The sequence below is a fragment of the Streptomyces sp. CMB-StM0423 genome, assembly GCF_002847285.1.
GTDB lineage: Bacteria > Actinomycetota > Actinomycetes > Streptomycetales > Streptomycetaceae > Streptomyces.
The window spans coordinates 7059260-7080723 of the sequence record NZ_CP025407.1; the positions used below are offsets into that span (position 1 = coordinate 7059260).

A 21464-nucleotide genomic window follows, 5' to 3' on the forward strand; every position below is an offset into this window, starting at 1 on the left:
GCTCTTTTCTCCGTCACGGGGTGGGTGGCAGCGGCAGCGGAAGCCCGGGCAGCCCGTCGATGCTGGCCGCGACGTGCTCCTTCTTGCGGAAGTACGCGTCCAGCCCGGCGTCGTCCTCCCGCGCGAAGCGCCGGCCGTGCAGGTCGCGGTCGGCTTCGTAGGTCATGAAAGGCACAGCGTAGCCGCAGGTGTCGCGAATCAGTTCGGCGGTCACGACGACGACCGCCCGCAGCCCGTGCCGGGACGGGTCGACGGCGGGGAAGTGCCCGAGCAGGGCGGGGAAGCGGGGGTCGTCGCGGAAGACGGGCTCACCGCTGCCGTGCACCCGCACGATGTTCGGCGGACCCTCGAAAGCGCACCACATCAGCGTGATCCTGCCGTTCTCCCGCAGGTGCGCGATGGTCTCGGCGTTGCTGCCGGCGAAGTCGAGGTAGGCCACGGTGCGCTCGTCGAGGACGGCGAACGAGCCCGTCAGCCCCTTCGGCGAGAGGTTCACCGTGCCGTCCGCCGCCAGCGGCGCGGTCGCCGTGAAGAACATGTGCTGCGCCTCGATGAAGGCGCGCAGCCGGCCGTCGATGCGTTCGTACGTTTTCCCCATGCGCCGAGTGTGCGGCGCGGTACGGCCGCGGCGCACGGAGTTTCGCCGTGCGAGACCGCGCGCCGCACTCGGCCGTGCCTCCGTGCCTCCGTGCCGCCCGGCGTCAGAGCCGGGTGATCACGGTACGGGTGAACTCCTCCGTGCTCGCCGAGCCGCCCAGGTCCGGGGTGCGGACGTCGGTGGCGGCGAGCGTCGCGGCGATGGCGTCGACCACCTCCGCGCCGGCCCGCTCGTGGCCCAGGTGGTCGAGCATCAGCGCCGCCGACCAGATGGCGCCGATCGGATCGGCGATCCCGCGGCCCGCGATGTCCGGCGCGGACCCGTGCACCGGCTCGAACATCGAGGGGTACGTGCCCTCGGGGTTGAGGTTCGCCGACGGGGCGATGCCGATGGAGCCGGCGACGGCCGCGGTGAGGTCGCTGAGGATGTCGCCGAAGAGGTTGGAGGCGACGATCACGTCGAACCTCCCGGGGTCGAGGACGACCTTGGCGCACAGCGCGTCGATGTGCTCCTGGTCCCACGCCACCTTCGGGTGCTCCGCGGCCCGTTCGCGTACCAGCTCGTCCCAGAACGGCATGGTGTGCACGATGCCGTTGGACTTGGTCGCCGAGGTGAGCCGGCCGGTGCGGCGGCCGGCGAGGCCGAAGGCGTAGTCGAGGACGCGGGTGACGCCGGCCCGGGTGAAGACCGCCTCCTGCACGGCCATCTCCTCCGGGAAGCCGCGGTGCAGCCGGCCGCCGATCTCGCTGTACTCGCCCTCGGTGTTCTCGCGCACCACGACCAGGTCGACGTCGCCGGGGCCCGCGGACCGCAGCGGGCTCTCCATGCCCTCGAAGACCCGCACGGGCCGGAGGTTCACGTACTGCCGGAAGGCCCGGCGGATGGGGATGAGCAGTCCCCACAGCGAGATGTGGTCCGGCACCCCCGGCGCGCCCACCGCGCCCAGGAACACCGCGTCGTACGCGCGCAGCCGCTCGATGCCGTCCTCCGGCATCATCGCGCCTTCGCGCTGGTAGCGGGCACAGGACCAGTCGAGGTGTGTGTACGCGAACTCCACCCCGTGCCGCCGCCCGACGGCGTCCAGCACCTCCAGCGCGGCGGGCGTGACCTCCTGCCCGATGCCGTCCCCGGGGATGACCGCGATCCGATGTGTTGTCATGACCCCTTCCCCTCAGCCGAGTTGTGCCCCACCTTACGGAGCAGTCCTGAATGTAAGCCAGGCCGCACGGTTATCCGGAGGGGACGATGAAGTCCGACGCCACGGCGCCACGTGCCAAGACCGACGTCGAGCAGGCACTGCTCGGCCATGCGACATACCGCAGCCTCGGCGAGCAGAAACTCTCGCCGCAGGAGGAGAAGTTCGAACGGGGGCGGCGGACCACCGGGTTCTGGCTGGCCCCGCTGGTCGCCATCATCTTTCTCGCGCTCCCGCTGGACATGGCGCCGAGCCAGCAGACGCTGGGCGGCATCCTGCTCGGCGTCATCGTGCTGTGGGTCACCGAGCCGGTGCCGATCCCGGTGGGCGGGCTCATCGGCGTCGGCGCGATCGTCGTCCTCGGCGTGGTGCCGCCGGACGACGCGCTGGCGCCCTTCGGCTCCTCCACGATCTTCACCTTCATCGGCGCGTTCATCCTCGCCCAGGCCATGCTCAAGCACGGCGTGGCCCGCCGGTTCGCGTTCTGGATCCTGGGCCTGCCGGGCGTGGGCCGCTCGACGTTCCGGCTGATCGCCGCCTTCGGCGTGATCACCTGCCTGCTGTCCGCGTTCGTCTCCAACACCGCGACGGTGGCGATGCTGCTGCCCACCGCGCTCGGCATCCTCACCGTGATCGCCAAGATGCTCCAGGACCGCGGCCTGGTGGAGCAGGACTTCGACCCCACGCGGCTGCGCATCGGTGCCGCGCTGGTACTCATGCTCGCGTACGGCGCCAGCGTCGGGGGCCTGCTCACCCCGGTCGGCAGCCCGCCGAACCTCATCGGCCGCGGCCTCATCGAGGAGGCCACCGGCGAGAAGATCTCCTTCGCCGAGTGGACGGCCACCGCGCTGCCGCTGTGCGCCTGCATGTTCGTGATCCTCGTCATCGTCCTGCTGCTGCTCAACAAGCCGGAGATCCGGCGGATCGAGGGCGTGGAGGAGTACGTACGCGAACAGCGCGCCGCGCTCGGCAAGTTCTCGCGGGCGGAGTGGAACACGCTGATCGCCTTCGGCATCACCGTGGCGCTGTGGATCACCCCGGGCATCGTCGCGCTCGCCGTGGGCACCGAGGCGTCCGCGTACACCACCGTCAGCGACCGGCTCGACGAGGGCATCGTGGCCGTGCTCGGCGCCGCGCTGCTGTTCATCCTGCCGACGAACTGGGCGCGCCGCGAGGCCACCCTCAACTGGAGCGACGCGGCCCGCATCGACTGGGGCACGATCCTGCTCTTCGGCACCGGCATCATCTTCGGCTCGCTGCTCGCCGACACCGGCCTGGCCGAGACCATCGGCAAGGAGTCCAACGACCTGCTCGGCTTCTCCAGCGTCTTCACCATCACGATCTTCGCGGCCGTGCTGGCGGTGATCGTCTCCGAGACGACGAGCAACACGGCCTCCGCGGCCGTGGTGGTGCCCATCGTCATCCCGATCGCGATGGCCGCCGGGGTCGATCCGTTCGTCCCGGCGCTGGCCGCGACCTTCGCCGCGTCCTTCGGCTTCATGCTGCCGGTCTCGACGCCGCAGAACGCCATCGCCTACGGCTCCGGCGTCGTGCCGATCACCACGATGATCCGCTCCGGCGCGGGCTTCGACGTCCTCGGGGTCATCCTGATCATCCTGGGGCTGCCGCTGATGGTCGCGGTCACCGGCATCGGCTAGCCGGCTGCTCAGGCCCGTACCGCCCGGCCGGAGGCGCGCTGCTCCGGCCGGGCGGCCCGTCGTGCGCGCGGCGTTTTGACGAACCATACGGAGTGCTGCATACTTATTCCGGTCAGCGTATGCATCCTAAGGAGACTCCCGTGACCGAGCGCGTCGTACTCGCCTACTCGGGCGGCCTGGACACCTCCGTCGCCATCGGCTGGATCGCCGCGGAGACGGGTGCCGAGGTCATCGCCGTCGCCGTGGACGTCGGCCAGGGCGGCGAGGACCTCGACGTGATCCGCAAGCGCGCGCTGGCCTGCGGCGCCGTGGAGGCCGAGGTCGCGGACGCCAGGGACGAGTTCGCCGACGAGTACTGCCTCCCGGCGATCAAGGCCAACGCCCTGTACATGGACCGCTACCCGCTGGTCTCCGCGCTCTCCCGGCCCACCATCGTCAAGCACCTCGTCGCCGCGGCCCAGAAGCACGGCGCCGGCACCGTCGCCCACGGCTGCACCGGCAAGGGCAACGACCAGGTCCGCTTCGAGGCCGGCATCTCCTCCCTGGCCCCGGGCCTGAAGTGCATCGCCCCCGTCCGGGACTACGCCATGACCCGGGACAAGGCCATCGCCTTCTGCGAGGAGAAGGGCCTGCCCATCGCGACCACCAAGAAGTCGCCGTACTCCATCGACCAGAACGTCTTCGGCCGGGCCGTCGAGACCGGCTTCCTGGAGGACATCTGGAACGCCCCGATCGAGGACGTCTACGAGTACACCCAGAACCCCGCCGTGGCCCGCGAGGCCGACGAGGTCGTCATCACCTTCGAGCGCGGCGTGCCCGTGGCGCTCGACGGCCGCCCCGTCACCGTGCTGCAGGCCATCCAGCAGCTCAACGAGCGGGCCGGGGCGCAGGGCGTGGGCCGGATCGACATGGTCGAGGACCGGCTCGTGGGCATCAAGTCCCGCGAGGTCTACGAGGCGCCCGGCGCCATCGCGCTGATCACCGCCCACCAGGAGCTGGAGAACGTCACCGTCGAGCGGGAGCTGGCGCGCTACAAGCGGCAGGTCGAGCAGCGCTGGGGCGAGCTGGTCTACGACGGCCTGTGGTTCTCGCCGCTCAAGCGGGCCCTGGACGGATTCATCCAGGAGGCGAACGAGCACGTCACCGGCGAGATCCGGATGACGCTGCACGGCGGCAGGGCCGTCGTCACCGGCCGGCGCTCGCCCGCCTCGCTCTACGACTTCAACCTCGCGACGTACGACACGGGCGACACCTTCGACCAGTCGATGTCCAAGGGCTTCATCGAGATCTTCGGCCTCTCCTCGAAGATCGCGGCCGGGCGGGACCTCGCCCGGTGAGCGACGGCACCGAGGGCACGGCGCCGCAGGACGTGAAGCTCTGGGGCGGCCGGTTCGCCGACGGCCCCGCCGCGGCGCTGGAGCGGCTGTCCGCGTCCGTCCACTTCGACATGCGGCTCGCCCCGTACGACATCGCCGGCTCGCGCGCGCACGCGCGGGTGCTGGCCGGGGCCGGGCTGCTGACGGCGGACGAGCTGAACCGGATGCTCGCCGGGCTCGACCACCTGGAGACGGACGTCGCGACCGGGGTGTTCACCGCCACCATCGCCGACGAGGACGTGCACACCGCGCTCGAACGCGGCCTGCTGGAGCGGCTCGGCCCCGAGCTCGGCGGCAAGCTGCGCGCCGGCCGGTCCCGCAACGACCAGGTCGCCACCCTCTTCCGGATGTACCTGCGCGACCACGCCCGCACCCTCGGCGGCCTCCTCGCCGAGCTGCAGGAGGCCCTCGTCGGCCTCGCCGAGGCGCACCCGGACGTCGCCATGCCGGGTCGTACGCACCTCCAGCACGCGCAGCCCGTGCTCTTCGCCCACCACGTGCTCGCGCACGCCCAGGCGCTCTCCCGGGACGGCGAGCGGCTGCGGCAGTGGGACGAGCGCACGGCCGTCTCGCCGTACGGGTCCGGGGCGCTCGCGGGCTCCTCGCTGGGCCTGGACCCCGAGGCCGTCGCCGCGGAGCTGGGCTTCGAGCGCGGCTCGTCCGGCAACTCCATCGACGGCACGGCCGCGCGGGACTTCGCCGCGGAGTTCGCATTCGTCACCGCGATGATCGGCGTCGACATCTCCCGCATCGCGGAAGAGGTCATCCTGTGGGCCACGAAGGAATTCTCCTTCGTCACCCTGCACGACTCCTTCTCGACCGGCAGCTCGATCATGCCGCAGAAGAAGAACCCGGACATCGCCGAGCTGGCGCGGGGCAAGTCGGGCCGGCTGATCGGCAACCTCACCGGGCTGATGGCGACGCTGAAGGCGCTCCCGCTCGCGTACAACCGCGATCTGCAGGAGGACAAGGAGCCGGTCTTCGACTCGATCGACACCCTTGAGGTCCTGCTGCCCGCGTTCACCGGCATGATGGCCACGCTCACGGTCAACCGGGAGCGGCTGGAGGAGCTGGCCCCGGCCGGCTTCTCGCTGGCCACCGACATCGCCGAGTGGCTGGTCAAGCAGGGCGTGCCGTTCCGCGTCGCGCACGAGAGCGCGGGGGAGTGCGTCAAGGTCTGCGAGGCCGAGGGCATCGAGCTCGACCAGCTCACCGACGAGCAGTTCGCGAAGGTCTCCCCGCATCTGACGCCCGAGGTACGGACCGTGCTCACCGTCCCCGGCGCGCTCGCCGCGCGCGACGCCCGCGGCGGCACCGCACCGGCGGCGGTCGCAGTGCAGCTCGCGGAGGTCAAGGAGGACGTGGCGGCGCAGGTGAGCTGGGCGGCGGCGACGCGGCAGGCGGGCCCCGCGGCGTAGCACAGCGGACGCGGCGGTGTGGCGGCGCGGCACAAAGCCGTGTCGGGCGCTGCCGGGGGCGGGGCCCGTCTTCTACGGTGGACGGGCCTGACAGCCGCACCGAGGACGTAGGAGCCCGCGATGGCGTTCGACCGACTGACCGAAGTGACGACGCCCGCCGCCCACATCGGCTTCGGGCTCGCCGCCGTGGGCCGCCCCGCGTACCTCACCACGGGACGCGCCGACGACCTCCCCGCCGGTCGGGGCGTCGAGGAGATGCGTGCCCGCACCCACGAGCTGCTGGACGCCGCCTACGCCCAGGGTGTGCGGTACTTCGACGCCGCCCGCTCCTACGGCCGGGCCGAGGAGTTCCTCGCCGACTGGCTGAAGCAGCACCCGGACGCCCGGGACGCGGTCGTCGGCAGCAAATGGGGCTACGCGTACGTCGGCGACTGGCGCGCGGACGCCGAGGTGCACGAGGTCAAGGACCACGGCGTCGACGCCTACGACCGGCAGCGTGAGGAGTCCGCGGAGCTCCTCGGCGACCGCCTCGACCTCTACCAGATCCACTCCCTCACCCCCGACAGCCCGGCGCTCACCGACACCGACCTGCACCGGCGCCTCGCCGCCCTGGCCGCGAACGGCGTCACGGTCGGCTTCTCCACCAGCGGCCCCGAGCAGGCCGCGGCGGTACGGGCCGCGCTGGAGGTCACCGTCGAGGGCGAGCGGCTCTTCGACACCGTGCAGAGCACGTACAACGTGCTGGAGCCGGCGGTCGGCGAGGCGCTGGCCGAGGCGCACGACGCCGGGCTGACGGTGATCGTCAAGGAGGGCCTGGCCAACGGCCGCCTCGCCGGCGCCGACGCGCCCGCAGAACTGCGCGCCGTCGCCGCCGAGTGCGGCGCGGAGCCCGACGCCGTGGCGCTCGCCGCCGTGCTGCGCCGGCCGTGGGCAGGCGTCGTGCTCTCCGGCGCCGCCACCACCGCGCAACTGCACTCCAACCTCGCCGCTGCGGCGGTCGACCTCGACCCCGCGCAGTACGACCGCCTCGCGGCCCTCGCCGAGCCCGCCGCCGACTACTGGCAGCGGCGCGCGGCGACCCCCTGGTCGTAGGCGCCGCGCTCGACGCGGCCGGTCCGACGGGCCCCGCGTGCGGCGGGCTTTAAGGGGATTTTCGCCTCCCGGTGATGACATGCGGTAACGCAGTCGTCTGACGGAGGAGACCCCGATGTCCCGTCGTATACGCAGGCTCTCGGTCGCCGGTGCCGCCGTGTTCGCCGTGGCCGGCCTGGCCACCGGCGCGTCCGCCGCGCTCGACCGCGGCGACGACAAGCCCGAGGTTCGGCTCGTGGTCAACGAGGACCGCGAGCAGACCGGCGCCCGGAGCGCCGCCCACGAGGACTGCCCGGACAAGGGCGGTTCCGGGGCGCCCTCGGGCGCCGCCGGGAACGCGGGCGACCTGTGACCACCACCACCCCTGCAGGACCGGGGCCCGCCGCCGCGCCGGGCCCCGGGACGGCACTCCTGGAACAGGCGCTCTTCGAGGTCAAGCGGGTGATCGTCGGCCAGGACCGGATGGTCGAGCGGCTGCTGACCGCCGTGCTGGCCCGCGGGCACTGCCTGCTCCAGGGCGTGCCGGGCGTCGCCAAGACGCTGGCGGCGGCCAGCCTGGCGACCGTGTCGGGCGGCACGTTCCACCGCATCCAGTTCACGCCCGACCTGGTGCCCTCCGACATCACCGGCACCCGCATCTACCGGCCCTCCAGCGAGTCGTTCACCGTCGAGCCCGGGCCGGTCGCCGCCAACTTCGTGCTCGCCGACGAGATCAACCGGGCCCCCGCCAAGGTCCAGTCCGCGCTGCTCGAAGTCATGGCCGAGCGGCAGGTCAGCATCGGCGGCCGGACCATCCCCATGCCCGAGCCGTTCCTCGTCCTGGCCACCCAGAACCCCATCGAGTCCGAGGGCGTCTACCAGTTGCCCGAGGCCCAGCGCGACCGCTTCCTGCTCAAGGTCGACGTCTCCGCGCCCACCGAGGACGAGGAGCTGGCGATCCTCTACCGGATGAGCGTCGACCCGCCCGCCGCCCGCCGGGTGCTCGCGCCGCACACCCTCGCGGCCCTCCAGCGCCGCGCCGACGAGGTGTTCGTCCACCACGCCCTCGCGCAGTACGCGGTACGCCTCGTCCTCGCCACCCGCGAACTCGCCGCCCGCGGCGACGCCGCGGGCGGCGGGCGGCTCGCGTACGGCGCGGGGCCGCGGGCCACGCTCGGTCTGGTGGCGGCGGCGCGGGCGCTGGCGCTGCTGCGCGGGCGCGAGTACGTGCTGCCCGGCGACATCGCGGCACTCGCCCACGAGGTCATCGCCCACCGGCTGGTGCTCTCCTTCGACGCGCTCGCCGACGGCATCACGCCCGAGTCGGTCGTCGACGAGGTGCTGGCCGCCGCGCCGCAGCCCCGCGTCACGCCGCGCCAGGCGGAGGACGCGGCGGCCGGCGGCCCGGCAGAGACCGCGAGCGCCGGGAGTGCCGGGAGCGGCCGGAAGGCGGGGAGGGCGGCATGAGCGCGACAGGCAGAGCGGCGGGTGCCACGGCCCCGGGCGTGCCCGGCTCGCCGTCGCTTGCCGAACTCACCCCGGAACAGGCGCTCCGGCACCTGCGGCTCATCTTCACCCGCCGCCCCGACGGCCTCCTCCAGGGTGACCACACCGCCCTCGTCCCCGGCCCCGGCGGCGAGCCGGACGAGAGCCGCCGGTACGCCCCCGGTGTCGACGACGTACGCCGCATGGACTGGAACGCCACCGCCCGCACCACCGTGCCGCACGTGCGGATGACCCTCGCGGACCGCGAACTGACCACCTGGATCGTCCTCGACGCCAGCGCCAGCATGGACTTCGGCACCGGCCGGATGGAGAAGCGCGACCTCGCCGTCGGCGCCGCCGCGGCCGTCGCGTTCCTCACCGAGCGCGCGGGCAACCGCCTCGGCGCCCAGCTCGTCCGCCCCGACGGCATCCAGCGCATTCCCGCCGGCAGCGGGCGGCGGCACCTGATGCGGGTGCTGCGCACCGCGCTCGAACGCCCCCGCGCGCCCGCGGGCCCGCAGACCCACACACTCGCCGAGGCGGTGGCCGCGCTGCAGCGCACGGAGCGCCACCGCGGACTGGTCGCCGTCGTCTCCGACTTCCTCGAACCGGGCTGGGAGCAGCCGCTGCGGGCCCTGGCCCGGCGGCACCAGGTCCTGGCCGTCGAGGTCGTCGACCCCCGGGAGCTGCAACTGCCCCCGGTGGGACTGCTGACCGTCGTGGACCCGGAGTCGGGCCGGCGCCGCGAGATCCCCACGTACTCCAGGCGCCTGCGGGAACGGTACGCCGCCGCCGCGGCGGAGCAGCGCGCGGCGATCGCCCGTGCCCTGCGAGCCGCGGGCGCGGCACGGCTGCCACTGCGCACGGACCGCGACTGGGTCCGGGACATCGCCCGCTACGCGGCGGCACAGCGCCGAGGCGCAGGCGGTGCGGCATGACCTCCGGTCCGGCTCCCGGTTCCGCGGTGGCCCCGGTGCCGGGGGCCCGGTCGTCCCGGGCCGGGCGGGGCCCGTACCCCCGCCGCCCTCCGGGCCGCGGGGACACCAGGCACCCGGCGAGTCATCGCCGCGCCGGCACGGCAACCACCGCACCCGGGCGCCGGGTTCGCGGCCCCGGTCCGGGTCCGTACGGCACCCGGCGAAGGGCGCCCGGTCTCCGCCCGCGGCGGCACACCGGCGACCCCGCGCCCGGCACTCACCTCTCCGGCCCCGGCCCCGCCTTCGGTGCGTACGCCCTCGGCCGTACCCGTCCACCCCGGTCCCGTACGCGCCGGTGCCCCGGAGGTCGCGTATGAGCCTCGCCTCGCCCGGGTGGCTCGTGCTGCTCGTGCCGCTCGCCGGTCTGGTCGGCGCGTACGTCGTCATGCAGGCCCGGCGCAGCCGCTACGCCGTGCGGTTCACCAACGTCGACCTGCTCGACAAGGTCATGCCCCGCCGCCCCGGCTGGCGCCGCCACGTGCCGGCCACCGCGTTCTGCGCCATGGCCGGGCTGCTCATCGTCGGCTTCGCCCGGCCCACCGCCGAGACCGAAGTGCCGCGGGAGCGGGCGACCATCATGGTCGCGCTGGACGTGTCCGCCTCGATGCGGGCCACCGACGTGCAGCCGTCGCGGTTCACCGCCGCGCAGGACGCCGCCCAGGCGTTCGTCACCGAACTGCCCGAGCGGTTCAACGTCGGGCTCGTCACCTTCGGCGGCACCTCCACCGTCGCGCTCCCGCCGACCACCGACCGCGAGGCCATGCGCCGCGCGCTCGACCGGCTGGACACCCGGCAGGGCACCGCGATCGGCGAGGCGGTGTTCTCCTCCGCCGAGGCGATCCGCACGCTCGACGAACAGGCCGGGCGCGAACCGCCGCCCGCGCACGTCGTGCTGCTCTCCGACGGGCAGAACACCACGGGCCGCGCCACGCCCGCCGCCGCCGAGGAGGCGGCCGCGGCCGGGATCCCGGTGTCCACGATCGCGTACGGCACCGAGGGCGGCACCATCGACCTGGCCGGCGGGCAGAGCGTGCCGGTGCCGGTCGACGCACCCGCGCTGGAGGAGCTGGCCACCGCGACCGGCGGCGCGTTCCACGAGGCCGCCTCCGGCGAGGAGTTGCAGGCCGTGTACGAGGACATCGGCAGCTCCGTCGGCTACCGCACCGAGGAGCGCGAGATCTGGCAGTGGTTCGTCGCCGCCGCGCTGATCGCCGCGCTGCTGGCCGCGGCCACCTCCCTGCTGTGGTTCTCGCGCCTACCGTGAGGAGAACGACCGTGACCCACGCCCGTCCCGGCCTCGGCGAGCCCCGCGGCCCCGCGTTCACCGCAGGCGACCGCCCCGGCGCCGCCGCCCCGCGCCCCGCGGGCGGGCCCCCGCAGGCCGGGCCGGTGCCGCCGGCGTCCCCGTACCGCGTCCCCGTGGCGCCCGCACCGACCCCGCCCCCGGCGCCCCGCCGCGCGGCGAACCGAGCCCTGGCCGTCGCCGTCGTCGCCGCAGTCCTCGCCGGCGGCGCGGCCGGGTTCGCCGCCGGCGGGATACGCGGCCCCGGGGGCGGTGAGGAGGCGGCGGCCGGCGCGCCCCCACCGGCCGCCGCCGGGCGGAACCCGGGCGACCTCGACAGCGTCGCCGCCCGGGTGCTGCCCAGCGTGGTGTCCGTACAGGCCGGCGAACGGCAGGGCTCCGGCTTCGTCTTCGACGACCGCGGCCGCATCCTCACCAACGCCCACGTCGTCGGCACCGCCACCGACGCCACCGTGGTGCTGCACAGCGGCCGCCGGGTGGACGCGGAGGTGCTGGGCCGCGACACCGGCCGGGACGTGGCGGTGCTGGAGGTGGCGGGCTCGTACGCCCCGCGCGCCCTGCCCATGGGCCGCGCCGCGGACCTGTCCGTCGCCGACTCGGTGCTGGCCATCGGCTCGCCGCTGGGCCTGTCCGGCACCGTCACCGCCGGCATCGTCAGCGCCGTCGACCGCGAGGTCTCCCTCGGCGGCGGCGCCCAGCAGCGGGCGGTGCAGACGGACGCCTCCATCAACCCCGGCAACTCCGGCGGCCCGCTCGTCGACGCCGCGGGCCGGGTCGTCGGCATCAACACCGCCATCGCCTCGCTGGACCGGGGCAGCAGCGGCTCGATCGGCATCGGCTTCGCCGTACCCGTGGAGGACGCGGTCCGGGCGGCGGACTCCCTCATCGACGGCGATTAGGTTCGTGCCATGCGGATACTCGTGGTCGAGGACGAAGAGGACCTGGTGGGCGCGCTCCGGGTCGGGCTGGTGCGCTCCGGGTACGCGGTCGACACCGCCGCCGACGTGGACGGCGCGCTGGAGAAGCTCGGGGTCAACGAGTACGACCTCGTGCTGCTGGACCTCACCCTGCCCGACGGCGACGGCCTCGCCGTCTGCCGGGAGATACGCGCGGCCCCCGGCGGCCCGCGGATCCTGATGCTCACCGCCCGCGACCGCCTCGCCGACCGGGTGCGCGGCCTCGACGCGGGCGCCGACGACTATCTCGTCAAGCCGTTCGCGCTGCCGGAGCTGCTGGCGCGGATACGGGCCCTGCTGCGCCGCGACGAGGGCGGCACGTCCGTCGTGGAGGTCGGCGAACTGCGGCTGGACACCGCCAGGTTCGAGGCGTACCGCGGCAGCCGCCCGCTGCGGCTCACCCCCAAGGAGTTCGGCGTGCTGCACTACCTGATGACCCGGCCGGGCCGCGTCGTCTCCGCGGAAGAGCTCCTGGAGCACGTCTGGGACGAGAACGCCGACCCGTTCACCAACACCGTGCGCGTCACCGTCGGCTCGCTGCGCCGCAAGGTCACCGGCCAGGAGGAGCCGCTGATCGAGACCGTCATCCGGCACGGCTACCGGCTGCGGGAGGAGACGCCGTGAAGCGGCCCAGGCTGCCGCTCCCGGCGTTCGTCCACACCATCCGCTTCCGGCTCACCGTGCTCTACTCCGCGCTCGTGTTCTGCCTGACCGCGCTCGTCCTCGGCGGCGCGTACGTCGCGGTGCAGCGCAGCGGCCACGCCCAGCCGGTCAGCAAGGAGCTGCGGGCGGAAAAGCGGGTCGACGGCGTACGGGTCGGGGACATCGACGTCGTCAAGGCCGAGGACGTCGCGGCCGCCGTCAACTACGAGACGCTGGGCAACCTGCGCACCTTCTCCTTCGCCGTCCTCGGCGGTGTGGCCGTCGCCAGCCTCGGTACCGGCTGGGTGCTCTCCGGCCGCGCGCTGCGGCCCGTACGCGCCATCGCCCGCACCGCCGAGGAGATCCAGGCCGGCAGCGACCTCTCCCGCCGGATCAGGCTCGAAGGACCGCGCGACGAACTGCGCATGGTCGCCGACACCGTCGACTCCATGCTCGACCGGCTCGACGGCGCCTTCGCCGCGCAGCGCCAGCTCGTGGACGACGCCTCGCACGAGCTGCGCACCCCGCTGGCCATCATCCGGGCCAACCTCGACGCGGTGCTCTCCGTCGAGGAGTCGGAGCCGGAGGAGCGCAGGCGGGCCATCGCCGTGGTCGACCGGGCGACGACGCGGATGACCCGGCTGGTGGAGGACCTGCTCGCCACCGCGCGGCGGTCGGCCGCGGCGTTCGCCGACGCGGACGTGGACCTGGCGGCCGTGGCGGACGAGGCGTGCGAGGAATTCGCGCCGCTGGCCACCGAACGCGGCCTGGTGATCCGGCGCCGGCTCGACGAGGGCCTGGTGCTGATCGGCGACCCGTACGCGCTGCGCCGGGCCGTCGGCAACCTGCTCTCCAACGCGGTACGCCTCGCGCCCGCCGGCACCCGCATCACGGTCGCGGCCGGCCGTGCGGAGGGCTGGCTGTGGATCGCCGTGCAGGACGCGGGCCCCGGCATCGGCGAGGGCGAGCAGGCCCGGGTCTTCGACCGGTTCTGGCGCGGCGACGCGGGCCAGGAGGGCCGGCCCCGGGACCGGCACGCGGGTCTCGGGCTGGCGATCGTGCGGCAGATCGTGGAGTCGCACGGCGGGCAGCCGCGGCTGTTCTCGCGGGTGGGCGCGGGCAGCACGTTCGTGCTGTGGCTGCCCGACCCGGGCGCGGCGGCCGGGGCGCGCGGCGCGGGCGGGCCGCCGGACGAGCTGCCCGCGGAGATGCGCGGTGCGGAGGGCGACGGGCCGGTGGAGCTGCTGGAGAAGTAGCCGCCGCGGAGAAGCGGTTCGTACCGTACGGCTCAGGCCGCCGACTTCACCTTCGTGGCGTACACGTCGACGTACTCCTGCCCGGACAGCCGCATGACCTCGCTCATCACCTCGTCGGCCACCGCCCGCAGCACGTACCGGTCGCGGTCCATGCCCTCGTAGCGGGAGAAGTCCAGCGGCTCCGCGAAGCGCACGGTGAACCGGGCGATCCGCGGCCGGCCCGCGCCGCCCGGCTGGATCTTCTCCGTGCCGACCATCGCGAACGGCACCACCGGCGCGCCGGTCATCAGCGTCAGCCGCGCCACGCCCGTACGCGCCCGGTACAGCCGGCCGTCGGGGGAGCGGGTGCCCTCGGGGTAGATGGCGAAGACCCGGCCCTCTTCCAGGATCCGGCGCCCCGTCATCAGCGCCGCGACGCCGCCGCGGCCGCCGTCCCGGTCCACCGGGATCATCCCGACCGAGGTGAAGAACCAGGCCATCAGCCGGCCCTTGACGCCCTTGCCCGTGACGTACTCGTCCTTGCCGATGAAGAACACCGGCCGCTTCACGACCAGGCCGAGGAACATCGAGTCGACGAACGTGAGGTGGTTGCCGGCGAGGACGACCGGGCCCGTGCCGGGAATGTGCTCGTGGCCCTCCACCCGGGGGCGGTACAGGACACGCATGAGCAAGCCGAGAAACGCCTTGATCAGAATGCGGAACAAGGAAGGATCCTCCGGTCGGGATGGTGACGCCTGCGACGATACTCGCCTGACCGCGCGGTTCCCACCCCGGCTTCAACCGGCCGGGACGCAGTGTTGCCGCCGATTTCACGAGCACGCCGCCGCAAGTCTCCCGCACCCGTGCCGGTGCCGCCTAACATCGGGCCGTCTTTTGTCGATGCGCCGTCAATGGCGCGGGTACGACGGAGAGGTAGCTGACATGAGCGACGGCGGTACGGAGCGGCAGCAGCCCGGCAGACGGGCGGTGCTCGGCGCGGCGGCACTGGGCAGTGCGGTGGCCGCGGTGGGCCTGCCGGGTACGGCGCGGGCCGCGGGCGGGTCCGGCGGCAGCGGCGGGTCGGGGCCCGGCGGGAGGCTGCCGAACCCGGCGGTGATCGCGCACCGCGGGGCCAGCGGCTACCGGCCCGAGCACACCCTCGGCGCGTACCAGTTCGCCCTCGACATGGGCGCGGACGTCATCGAGCAGGACCTCGTGCCGACCAGGGACGGCCACCTCGTCTGCCGGCACGAGAACGAGATCGGCGGCACCACCGACGTCGCGGACCACCCGGAGTTCGCCGCCCGCAGGACCACCAAGACGGTCGACGGCGCGCAGATCACCGGCTGGTTCACCGAGGACTTCACGCTCGCCGAGCTGAAGACGCTGCGGGCCACGGAGCGCATCCCGGCCGTCCGGCAGCGCAACACCCTCTACAACGGCCGCTGGGAGGTGCCCACCTTCGAAGAGGTGCTGCAGTGGGCGGAGCGGCAGCGGCGCGGCACCGGCAGGTCCGTCTGGCTGCACGTCGAGACCAAGCACCCCACGTACTTCCGCTCCCTCGGCCTGGCGCTGGAGGAGCCGCTGGCGCGGCTGGTGCGCCGCTACGGCCGCGACAAGCGCAACTCGCCGATCTTCCTCCAGTCGTTCGAGCCCACCAGCGTCGAGCGGCTGGCCGGGCTCGTCGACTCGCCGGGCGTCGTGCTGCTCGGCGGGGCGTCCTCGCGGCCGTGGGACTTCGTCGAGGCCGGGGACCCGCGCACCGTCGCCGACCTGGTCACGCCCGAGGGGCTGGCGTGGATCGCGGGCTTCGCCAGGGGACTCGGCCCGACGCTCGACCTGATCATCCCGAAGGACGCCACCGGCAAGCTGCTGGAGCCCACGACCCTCGTCCGCGACGCGCACGACGCCGGGCTGGTGCTGCACCCGTACACGATGCGCAACGAGAACACCTTCCTGCCGGCGGACTTCCGCAGGGGCACGGACACGACGCACTACGGCGACGCGTTCGGCGCCTTCCAGGTCTACTTCGAGACGGGCATCGACGGCATCTTCACCGACAACCCCGACACCGGGCTGCTCGCCCGGGACGCCTTCCTGGCACAGGGCTGACCCCGGGGGCCGCCGGGCAACCGGCGGCCCCCGTCCGCCCGTTGTCCCGCCGGGTCCGTCCCGGCGGCGGACGGCGGGCACACCACGCGTCCCGTACCCGGACATCTCAGGCGAGTTGGCAATATCACAGGGATGCCGGGGCCTCGTCCGTAGCCACGGCACGACCGCGCCGCGCAGAATGCTCACGGCGGAGGTTGCGCCGGGTGAAGTGCGGGGAAACACGCGGTAGGCCGCAGGTTTTGCGGCCTGTCTACGGGTGCACAGAGGAGGCGGGCGCGGCATGGGCAAGAGTGTGACGATTACGCCGGCGACGAACGACGACGCCGAGCAAGTCCTGAAACTCCAGTACCTCTGCTACCAGGCCGAGGCCGCGCTGTACGGGGACTACCGCATACCCCCGCTCACCGAGACCCTTGACGAGCTGCGCGCCGAGTTCGACCGCGGCGCCGCCGTCGTCGCCCGCCTCGGCGACGAGGTGGTCGGCGCCGTCCGCGGCACGGTCGAGGTCGACGGCACCGCCGTCATCGGGCGGCTCATCGTGCACCCCCGGATGCAGGGCCACGGCCTCGGCGCCCGGCTGCTGCTCGCCATGGAGGTCCGGCTCGCCGAGGGCGGCGCGCCCGTCGAGCGCTTCCAGCTCCTCACCGGGCACCGCAACGAGGCGAACCTGCGGCTGTACCGGCGGCTCGGCTACGAGCCGGTGGGCACGGAGAAGGTCAGCGCGCGGCTCAGCCTGGTCACTCTGGAGAAGGCCCGGCAGGGCGCGCCCGCGACGACTGCTTCCTCAGCCACCACAGCCCGATGACCGGCAGGATCACGGGCAGGAAGAGGTAGCCGCGGCCGTAGTCGGACCACACGGTCTGGTCCGGGAATTCGGACGGCTGCACCTCCGTCCAGGTGCCGATCGCCAGCACGCCGATCAGCTCGGCGGTGATGCACACCAGCGCGAGCCGCCGTGCCGTCTCACCGCCGCGCGCGAGGGCGACGGTGATGAAGACGTAGACGACGGCGGCCAGCGCGGAGAGCACGTACGCGAGCGGCGCCTCGTCGAACTGCGTGCTGAGCTGGTAGACCGCCCGCGAGGTGGCACCGACCGCGAAGACGCCGTAGAGCGTGAGGATCAGCCGCCCCGGCCCGCTGGACAGTCCGGCGTGCCCGCTCCCGCGCGGCTCCCCGGCCGCCCGCCGCTGCTCAGCCACCGGAGCCCGCCCAGATGTCGTGCAGCCGCACCTGGAGCACGGCCAGGACGAAACCCCCGACGGCCACCGTCGCCGAGCCCCAGCGGCTGCGCTCCGACAGCGACAGCAGGCCGGTGGCGGGGACGGCGAAGCCCGCGGCGAGCAGATAGGCGACGAAGACCGCCGTGCCCTCGTCCGCCTTCTCGCCGCGGCCGAGCTGCACCAGGCCGACGACGACCTGGGCCAGCGCGAGGACGGTCACCACGGCCATGCCGGCGAAGTGCCAGTCCTTCGTGGGCTCATCCTTGACCGCGGCGTACCCGCACCAGCCCGCGAGTGCGAGCGCGGCAACCGCGACCGCGATCGTCAAGGGGAGGAACATGACTCGACCTTACTGCGTCGTCCCGGGCCCGCAGAGCCGGGTCCCGGCACGGTCCGTACGCTTCCGGCCACGCCCCCGCCGCCGTGGCGTTGGCCACAGCGCCGCCCCCTCCCCGCCCCTTCCGCTTCCCCGCCCGGCACCGTATCCGCGCAGGTCACAGGGGTGTACGGGGGTGTGGGCGGCACTCCGCACCGGGCTGTCCGCAATGCGGACAACCGTCCCGGTCCGTGGCGCCCGTCTGTTTTACTGATCCGCATGACCACGACGAGCAGCCGCACCTGTGCGACCGAGGCGAGCAGCATGACGCCCGGTGCTCGTTGTATGTGTCGAATGCACCGCTGAGGGCCCCCGCCACGAGACTCGCGCCCCGAAGCGAGTCCGCGGGCCGCTCCGCCGCCGTGCCCCGCACGGCCGCGCCCCGAGCCGAGCCCGTGGGTCCCGAGGCCGCGCCGCGCCCCCGTGCGTGCCGCCGCCCGGAGCCACCCCCGAGACCCGAGTAGCGCGCCCCGCCGTGGGCGCGCCGTGCCCGCCCGCGCCCGCGGCCGGGCACCCGAGAGCGATGGAACCCACGTGATCACAGTCAAGGACCTGAAGAAGGTCTACCGCTCCCGCGGCCGCGAGACCGCCGCGCTCGACGGCATCGACCTGCGCGTACGCGAGGGCGAGGTCTTCGGCGTCGTCGGCCGCAGCGGCGCCGGCAAGTCCACCCTCATCCGCTGCATCAACCTCCTGGAGCGCCCCGACTCCGGCACCGTCACGGTCGCGGGCCAGGACCTCACGGCCCTCTCCGGCCGCGAGCTGCGCGCCGCCCGTACCCGTATCGGCATGATCTTCCAGCACTTCAACCTGCTGAGTGCCCGCACCGTGCAGGACAACGTCGAACTGCCGCTGGAGATCCTCGGCCTGTCAGGGCAGGAGCGGGCCCGCAAGGCGCTCGACCTCCTCGACCTCGTCGGCCTCGCCGACCGCGCCACGGCGTACCCCGCGCAGTTGTCCGGCGGCCAGAAGCAGCGCGTCGGCATCGCCCGCGCGCTCGCCGGCGACCCGCAGGTACTCCTCTCCGACGAGGCCACCTCCGCGCTCGACCCCGAGACCACCCGCTCCGTCCTGGAGCTGCTGCACGAACTCAACCGCGAACTCGGCCTGACCGTCCTGCTCATCACCCACGAGATGGACGTCGTCAAGGCCGTCTGCGACTCCGCCGCGCTGATGCGCTCCGGCCGCATCACCGAGTCCGGCACCCTCGACGAGCTGCTGGCCACCCCCGGCTCCGAGATCGCCGCCCAGCTCTTCCCCGTCGGCGGCGAGGCGTACGGCACCGGGAGCACCATCGTGGACATCACCTTCCACGGCGACACTGCGAGCCGCCCGGTGATCTCCCACCTGTCCCGCACCTACAACCTCGACGTGTCGATCCTCGGCGCCGCCATGGACACCGTCGGCGGCCGGCAGGTCGGCCGGATGCGCATCGAGCTGCCAGGTCCGTACGAGTCGAACGTCGTCCCCCTGGGCTTCCTGCGCGAGCAGGGCCTGCAGATCGACCCGGTCGGCGTCGACGCCGCCGACCTGCCCGCCCTGGAGAGTGCCAAGTGAGCTGGACCGAGATACGCCCCGAGTTGCTGACCGGGCTCTGGGAGACGCTGGCCATGGTCGGCTGGGCGGCGCTCGTCGCCGTCGTCGTCGGCACCCCGCTGGGCGTGCTGCTGGTCCTCACCGACCGCGGCCGGCCGCTGCAGAACGTCCTCGTCAACCGGGTCATCGGGCTCGTCGTGAACGTCGGCCGCTCGCTGCCGTTCATCATCCTGCTGCTGGCGCTGACCGCGTTCACCCGCGCGCTGGTCGGCACGTCCATCGGGCTTAAGGGCGCGATCGTGCCCCTGGCGATCAGCGCCATCCCGTTCTTCGCCCGGCTGGTGGAGACGGCGGTACGGGAGGTCGACGCCGGGCTCGCCGAGGCGGTGCAGTCGATGGGCGGCAGCACCTGGACCGTGGTCGTCAAGGCGCTGCTGCCGCAGGCGCTGCCGTCCCTGGTCGCGGGCCTGACCACCACCGTCATCGCCCTCGTCGGCTACTCCGCCATGGCCGGCGCCGTCGGCGGCGGCGGCCTCGGCGACGTCGCCATCCGCTACGGCTACCAGCGCTACGAGGGCGACGTCATGCTCGTCACCGTCGTGCTGCTCGTCGTCCTCGTCAACGCCGTCCAGTTGATCGGCGACTTCTTCGTCCGCAGCCTCGGCGACCGCAGCACCCGCAGCGCCGCCTACCTGCGCATCTCCCGCCCCGCACGGGCCGGGGTGACCGCGGTCGCCGGCGTCGCGCTCGTCGGCTCGCTCACCGTGGGCACCGTCAACCTCACCTCCGAAGGCGGCGGCGGCGCGAACACCGTCACCGTGGCCGCGACCCCCGCGCCGCACGGCGAGATCCTGACCTTCGTCAAGGACAACCTCGCCGCGGACGCCGGGATCGACCTGCGCATCCGCGAGTTCACCGACTATGTCAAGCCCAACGAGGCCGTCGCCAACGGCGAGGTCGACGCCAACTTCTTCCAGCACACCCCGTTCCTGGACGACTACAACGACAAGAACGGCACCGACATCGTCCCGACCGTCGGCGTGCTGGTCGAACCGCTCGGCCTCTACTCCGAGGAGGCGGACGACGTCTCGGGCATCGGCAGCGGCGACACCGTCGCCGTACCGAACGACACCACCAACATGGGCCGCGCCCTCCACCTCCTCGACGCCGAAGGTCTCGTCGAGCTGAAGGACGGCACCGGACTCAACGCCACCCTCGCCGACATCGCCGACGACCGCGGCCTGGACATCCGGGAGCTCGAAGCGGCCCAGACGCCGCGGGCGCTCCAGGACGTCGACGCAGCCGTGATCAACGGCAACTACGCCATCGACTCCGGCCTCGACCCCCGCTCCGACGCCATCGCGCTGGAGCAGGCCGAGGGCAACCCGTACGTCAACATCCTCGCCGTGCAGGCGGACGACGCGGACGACCCGGAGATCGAGAAGCTCGGCGAGCTGCTCAACTCCCCGGAAACCAAGGCGTTCATGGAGAAGGAGTTCCCCTCGTCCGTACCGGTGTTCGGTCCCGTGGGCTGAGCCGTGGCATATCCGCCGCCGGATGCTGCATGCTGTCCGAGTCAGCTCGTCATCGGTCCACGCACTCGGAGAAGCGCATGTCATCCACCTTCCCGGACGTCTCCCTCAGCACGGACCGGCTGGTGCTCCGCCCGTTCGACGAGGAGGACGTGCCGGCGCTGACGGAGATGATGAACGACGAGGCCGTCACCGCGTGGACGCAGGCGCCGCACCCGTACACCCGGGACGACGCCTGCGACTGGGTGACGCGCGTAGCCCCGGCCGAGCGCACCGGCGGCCGGGGCATCGTCTTCGCGGTCTCGGAGTTCCTGACCCAGCGGCTCGTCGGCGTCGTCCACCTGAGACGGACCGACTGGCGCACGCTGGCCGCGGAGGTCTCGTACGTCGTCGCCCCCTGGGCGCGCGGCGAGGGGTACGCCGCGGAGTCGGTGCTCGCCGTCGCGCGCTGGCTCTTCGACGTGCAGAAGTTCGAGCGCCTGGAGCTGCGCACCGCCGCGGACAACACCGCGGCTCAGCAGGTCGCGCAGAAGCTCGGCGGCATCAGCGAGGGCGTCCTGCGCAACGCCTGGATAGCGCGCACCCGCACCGAGGACGGCGGCTGGACGGACATCCGCACCGACCTCATCGTCTGGAGCCTGCTGCCGGAAGACCTGGATCCGGACGGCGGGAGTAGTGTGCTCTGACGCTCCCTTCCTCCGGCCCCGACCTCCGACGCGCCTGCGCGTGGACGGCACGTACGCTACGGGCGTGCCCTTCGCGGGGCCGGGAGCG

The 21464-nt window shown here is 73.4% G+C and carries 20 protein-coding genes and 2 pseudogenes; 17 read left to right on the forward strand and 5 right to left on the reverse strand.

The window, feature by feature from the left end:
- Positions 1-13: 13 nt before the first annotated feature.
- Positions 14-598, reverse strand: a complete 585-nt coding sequence (locus tag CXR04_RS30730; RefSeq protein WP_101425473.1) for a pyridoxamine 5'-phosphate oxidase family protein — start codon at positions 596-598, stop codon at positions 14-16.
- A 103-nt stretch (positions 599-701) separates the two neighbouring features.
- Positions 702-1757, reverse strand: a complete 1056-nt coding sequence (locus CXR04_RS30735) for a tartrate dehydrogenase (RefSeq protein WP_101425474.1) — start codon at positions 1755-1757, stop codon at positions 702-704.
- An 86-nt stretch (positions 1758-1843) separates the two neighbouring features.
- Here CXR04_RS30735 and CXR04_RS30740 point away from each other — a divergent pair, with 86 nt between their 5' ends.
- The 11 genes from CXR04_RS30740 (at position 1844) to CXR04_RS30790 (ending at position 13935) form a co-directional block, all read left to right on the forward strand.
- Positions 1844-3451 (forward strand): SLC13 family permease, encoded by a 1608-nt coding sequence (locus tag CXR04_RS30740; RefSeq protein ID WP_101425475.1) that lies wholly within the window; start codon positions 1844-1846, stop codon positions 3449-3451.
- Positions 3452-3591: 140 nt separating this feature from the next.
- Positions 3592-4788: an argininosuccinate synthase gene (locus CXR04_RS30745; RefSeq protein WP_101425476.1), complete on the forward strand. Its 1197-nt coding sequence runs from the start codon at positions 3592-3594 to the stop codon at positions 4786-4788.
- Entirely contained in the window at positions 4785-6245 is a 1461-nt protein-coding gene (argH, locus tag CXR04_RS30750) for an argininosuccinate lyase (RefSeq protein ID WP_101425477.1), read from the forward strand. The genes CXR04_RS30745 and argH overlap by 4 nt, the downstream gene beginning before the upstream one ends.
- Positions 6246-6365: 120 nt before the next feature.
- A complete protein-coding gene (locus tag CXR04_RS30755) occupies positions 6366-7337 on the forward strand; it encodes an aldo/keto reductase (RefSeq protein ID WP_101425478.1) in 972 nt (323 codons plus the stop codon).
- Positions 7338-7452: 115 nt separating this feature from the next.
- Positions 7453-7689 carry a hypothetical protein gene (locus tag CXR04_RS30760; RefSeq protein ID WP_101425479.1) on the forward strand — a complete coding sequence of 79 codons (237 nt, stop codon included), beginning with the start codon at positions 7453-7455 and terminating at the stop codon, positions 7687-7689.
- Entirely contained in the window at positions 7686-8783 is a 1098-nt protein-coding gene (locus tag CXR04_RS30765; protein ID WP_101425480.1) for an AAA family ATPase, read from the forward strand. Before CXR04_RS30760 ends, CXR04_RS30765 begins: the two co-directional genes overlap by 4 nt.
- Positions 8780-9739 (forward strand): DUF58 domain-containing protein, encoded by a 960-nt coding sequence (locus tag CXR04_RS30770; RefSeq protein WP_101425481.1) that lies wholly within the window; start codon positions 8780-8782, stop codon positions 9737-9739. Before CXR04_RS30765 ends, CXR04_RS30770 begins: the two co-directional genes overlap by 4 nt.
- Positions 9740-10091: 352 nt before the next feature.
- Complete coding sequence (locus CXR04_RS30775) at positions 10092-11042, forward strand: VWA domain-containing protein (protein WP_101425482.1); 951 nt, start codon at positions 10092-10094, stop codon at positions 11040-11042.
- Positions 11043-11053: 11 nt separating this feature from the next.
- Positions 11054-11980, forward strand: coding sequence for a S1C family serine protease (locus tag CXR04_RS30780; protein WP_101425483.1), 927 nt, complete (start codon positions 11054-11056; stop codon positions 11978-11980).
- A 9-nt stretch (positions 11981-11989) separates the two neighbouring features.
- Positions 11990-12661 (forward strand): response regulator transcription factor, encoded by a 672-nt coding sequence (locus tag CXR04_RS30785; RefSeq protein ID WP_199850563.1) that lies wholly within the window; start codon positions 11990-11992, stop codon positions 12659-12661.
- The gene (locus CXR04_RS30790; protein ID WP_101425484.1) at positions 12658-13935 is read left to right on the forward strand and encodes a sensor histidine kinase; all 1278 of its coding nucleotides are present in this window, start codon (positions 12658-12660) and stop codon (positions 13933-13935) included. The genes CXR04_RS30785 and CXR04_RS30790 overlap by 4 nt, the downstream gene beginning before the upstream one ends.
- A 32-nt stretch (positions 13936-13967) precedes the next feature.
- Here CXR04_RS30790 and CXR04_RS30795 read toward each other — a convergent pair whose 3' ends face one another.
- A complete protein-coding gene (locus tag CXR04_RS30795) occupies positions 13968-14639 on the reverse strand; it encodes a lysophospholipid acyltransferase family protein (protein WP_101425485.1) in 672 nt (223 codons plus the stop codon).
- A gap of 217 nt (positions 14640-14856) precedes the next feature.
- Here CXR04_RS30795 and CXR04_RS30800 point away from each other — a divergent pair, with 217 nt between their 5' ends.
- Together CXR04_RS30800 and CXR04_RS30810 are read left to right on the forward strand one after the other, a co-directional pair.
- On the forward strand, positions 14857-16026 hold the full coding sequence (locus CXR04_RS30800) for a glycerophosphodiester phosphodiesterase (RefSeq protein WP_101425486.1): 1170 nt from the start codon (positions 14857-14859) through the stop codon (positions 16024-16026).
- Positions 16027-16306: 280 nt separating this feature from the next.
- Complete coding sequence (locus tag CXR04_RS30810) at positions 16307-16831, forward strand: GNAT family N-acetyltransferase (RefSeq protein ID WP_101425487.1); 525 nt, start codon at positions 16307-16309, stop codon at positions 16829-16831.
- Here CXR04_RS30810 and CXR04_RS30815 read toward each other — a convergent pair.
- The gene (locus CXR04_RS30815; protein ID WP_101425488.1) at positions 16764-17225 is read right to left on the reverse strand and encodes a hypothetical protein; all 462 of its coding nucleotides are present in this window, start codon (positions 17223-17225) and stop codon (positions 16764-16766) included. The genes CXR04_RS30810 and CXR04_RS30815 overlap by 68 nt on opposite strands.
- On the reverse strand, positions 17218-17586 hold the full coding sequence (locus tag CXR04_RS30820) for a hypothetical protein (RefSeq protein WP_101425489.1): 369 nt from the start codon (positions 17584-17586) through the stop codon (positions 17218-17220). The genes CXR04_RS30815 and CXR04_RS30820 overlap by 8 nt, the downstream gene beginning before the upstream one ends.
- A 570-nt stretch (positions 17587-18156) precedes the next feature.
- Between CXR04_RS30820 and CXR04_RS30825 the strand changes: the two genes are divergently transcribed.
- The 4 genes and pseudogenes from CXR04_RS30825 (at position 18157) to CXR04_RS30835 (ending at position 21376) form a co-directional block, all read left to right on the forward strand.
- The gene (locus tag CXR04_RS30825; RefSeq protein WP_101425490.1) at positions 18157-19179 is read left to right on the forward strand and encodes a methionine ABC transporter ATP-binding protein; all 1023 of its coding nucleotides are present in this window, start codon (positions 18157-18159) and stop codon (positions 19177-19179) included.
- A pseudogene (locus tag CXR04_RS36725) lies at positions 19176-19895 on the forward strand (methionine ABC transporter permease); the annotation flags it as partial. The gene CXR04_RS30825 and the pseudogene CXR04_RS36725, both read left to right, overlap by 4 nt.
- Positions 19896-20030: 135 nt before the next feature.
- Positions 20031-20693, forward strand: a pseudogene (locus CXR04_RS36730) (MetQ/NlpA family ABC transporter substrate-binding protein); the annotation flags it as partial.
- A gap of 77 nt (positions 20694-20770) precedes the next feature.
- Positions 20771-21376 carry a GNAT family N-acetyltransferase gene (locus CXR04_RS30835; RefSeq protein WP_101425492.1) on the forward strand — a complete coding sequence of 202 codons (606 nt, stop codon included), beginning with the start codon at positions 20771-20773 and terminating at the stop codon, positions 21374-21376.
- Positions 21377-21464 lie beyond the last annotated feature (88 nt).

Bases quoted from the DNA above. Each gene is read 5' to 3' on its own strand.
- CXR04_RS30820 (WP_101425489.1), bottom strand. From the start codon at position 17,586: ATGTTCCTCCCCTTGACGATCGCGGTCGCGGTTGCCGCGCTCGCACTC.
- CXR04_RS30775 (WP_101425482.1), top strand. From the start codon at position 10,092: ATGAGCCTCGCCTCGCCCGGGTGGCTCGTGCTGCTCGTGCCGCTCGCC.
- CXR04_RS30755 (WP_101425478.1), top strand. From the start codon at position 6,366: ATGGCGTTCGACCGACTGACCGAAGTGACGACGCCCGCCGCCCACATC.
- CXR04_RS30810 (WP_101425487.1), top strand. From the start codon at position 16,307: ATGGGCAAGAGTGTGACGATTACGCCGGCGACGAACGACGACGCCGAG.
- CXR04_RS30835 (WP_101425492.1), top strand. From the start codon at position 20,771: ATGTCATCCACCTTCCCGGACGTCTCCCTCAGCACGGACCGGCTGGTG.
- CXR04_RS30735 (WP_101425474.1), bottom strand. From the start codon at position 1,757: ATGACAACACATCGGATCGCGGTCATCCCCGGGGACGGCATCGGGCAG.
- CXR04_RS30760 (WP_101425479.1), top strand. From the start codon at position 7,453: ATGTCCCGTCGTATACGCAGGCTCTCGGTCGCCGGTGCCGCCGTGTTC.
- CXR04_RS30770 (WP_101425481.1), top strand. From the start codon at position 8,780: ATGAGCGCGACAGGCAGAGCGGCGGGTGCCACGGCCCCGGGCGTGCCC.
- CXR04_RS30730 (WP_101425473.1), bottom strand. From the start codon at position 598: ATGGGGAAAACGTACGAACGCATCGACGGCCGGCTGCGCGCCTTCATC.
- CXR04_RS30800 (WP_101425486.1), top strand. From the start codon at position 14,857: ATGAGCGACGGCGGTACGGAGCGGCAGCAGCCCGGCAGACGGGCGGTG.
- CXR04_RS30740 (WP_101425475.1), top strand. From the start codon at position 1,844: ATGAAGTCCGACGCCACGGCGCCACGTGCCAAGACCGACGTCGAGCAG.
- CXR04_RS30785 (WP_199850563.1), top strand. From the start codon at position 11,990: ATGCGGATACTCGTGGTCGAGGACGAAGAGGACCTGGTGGGCGCGCTC.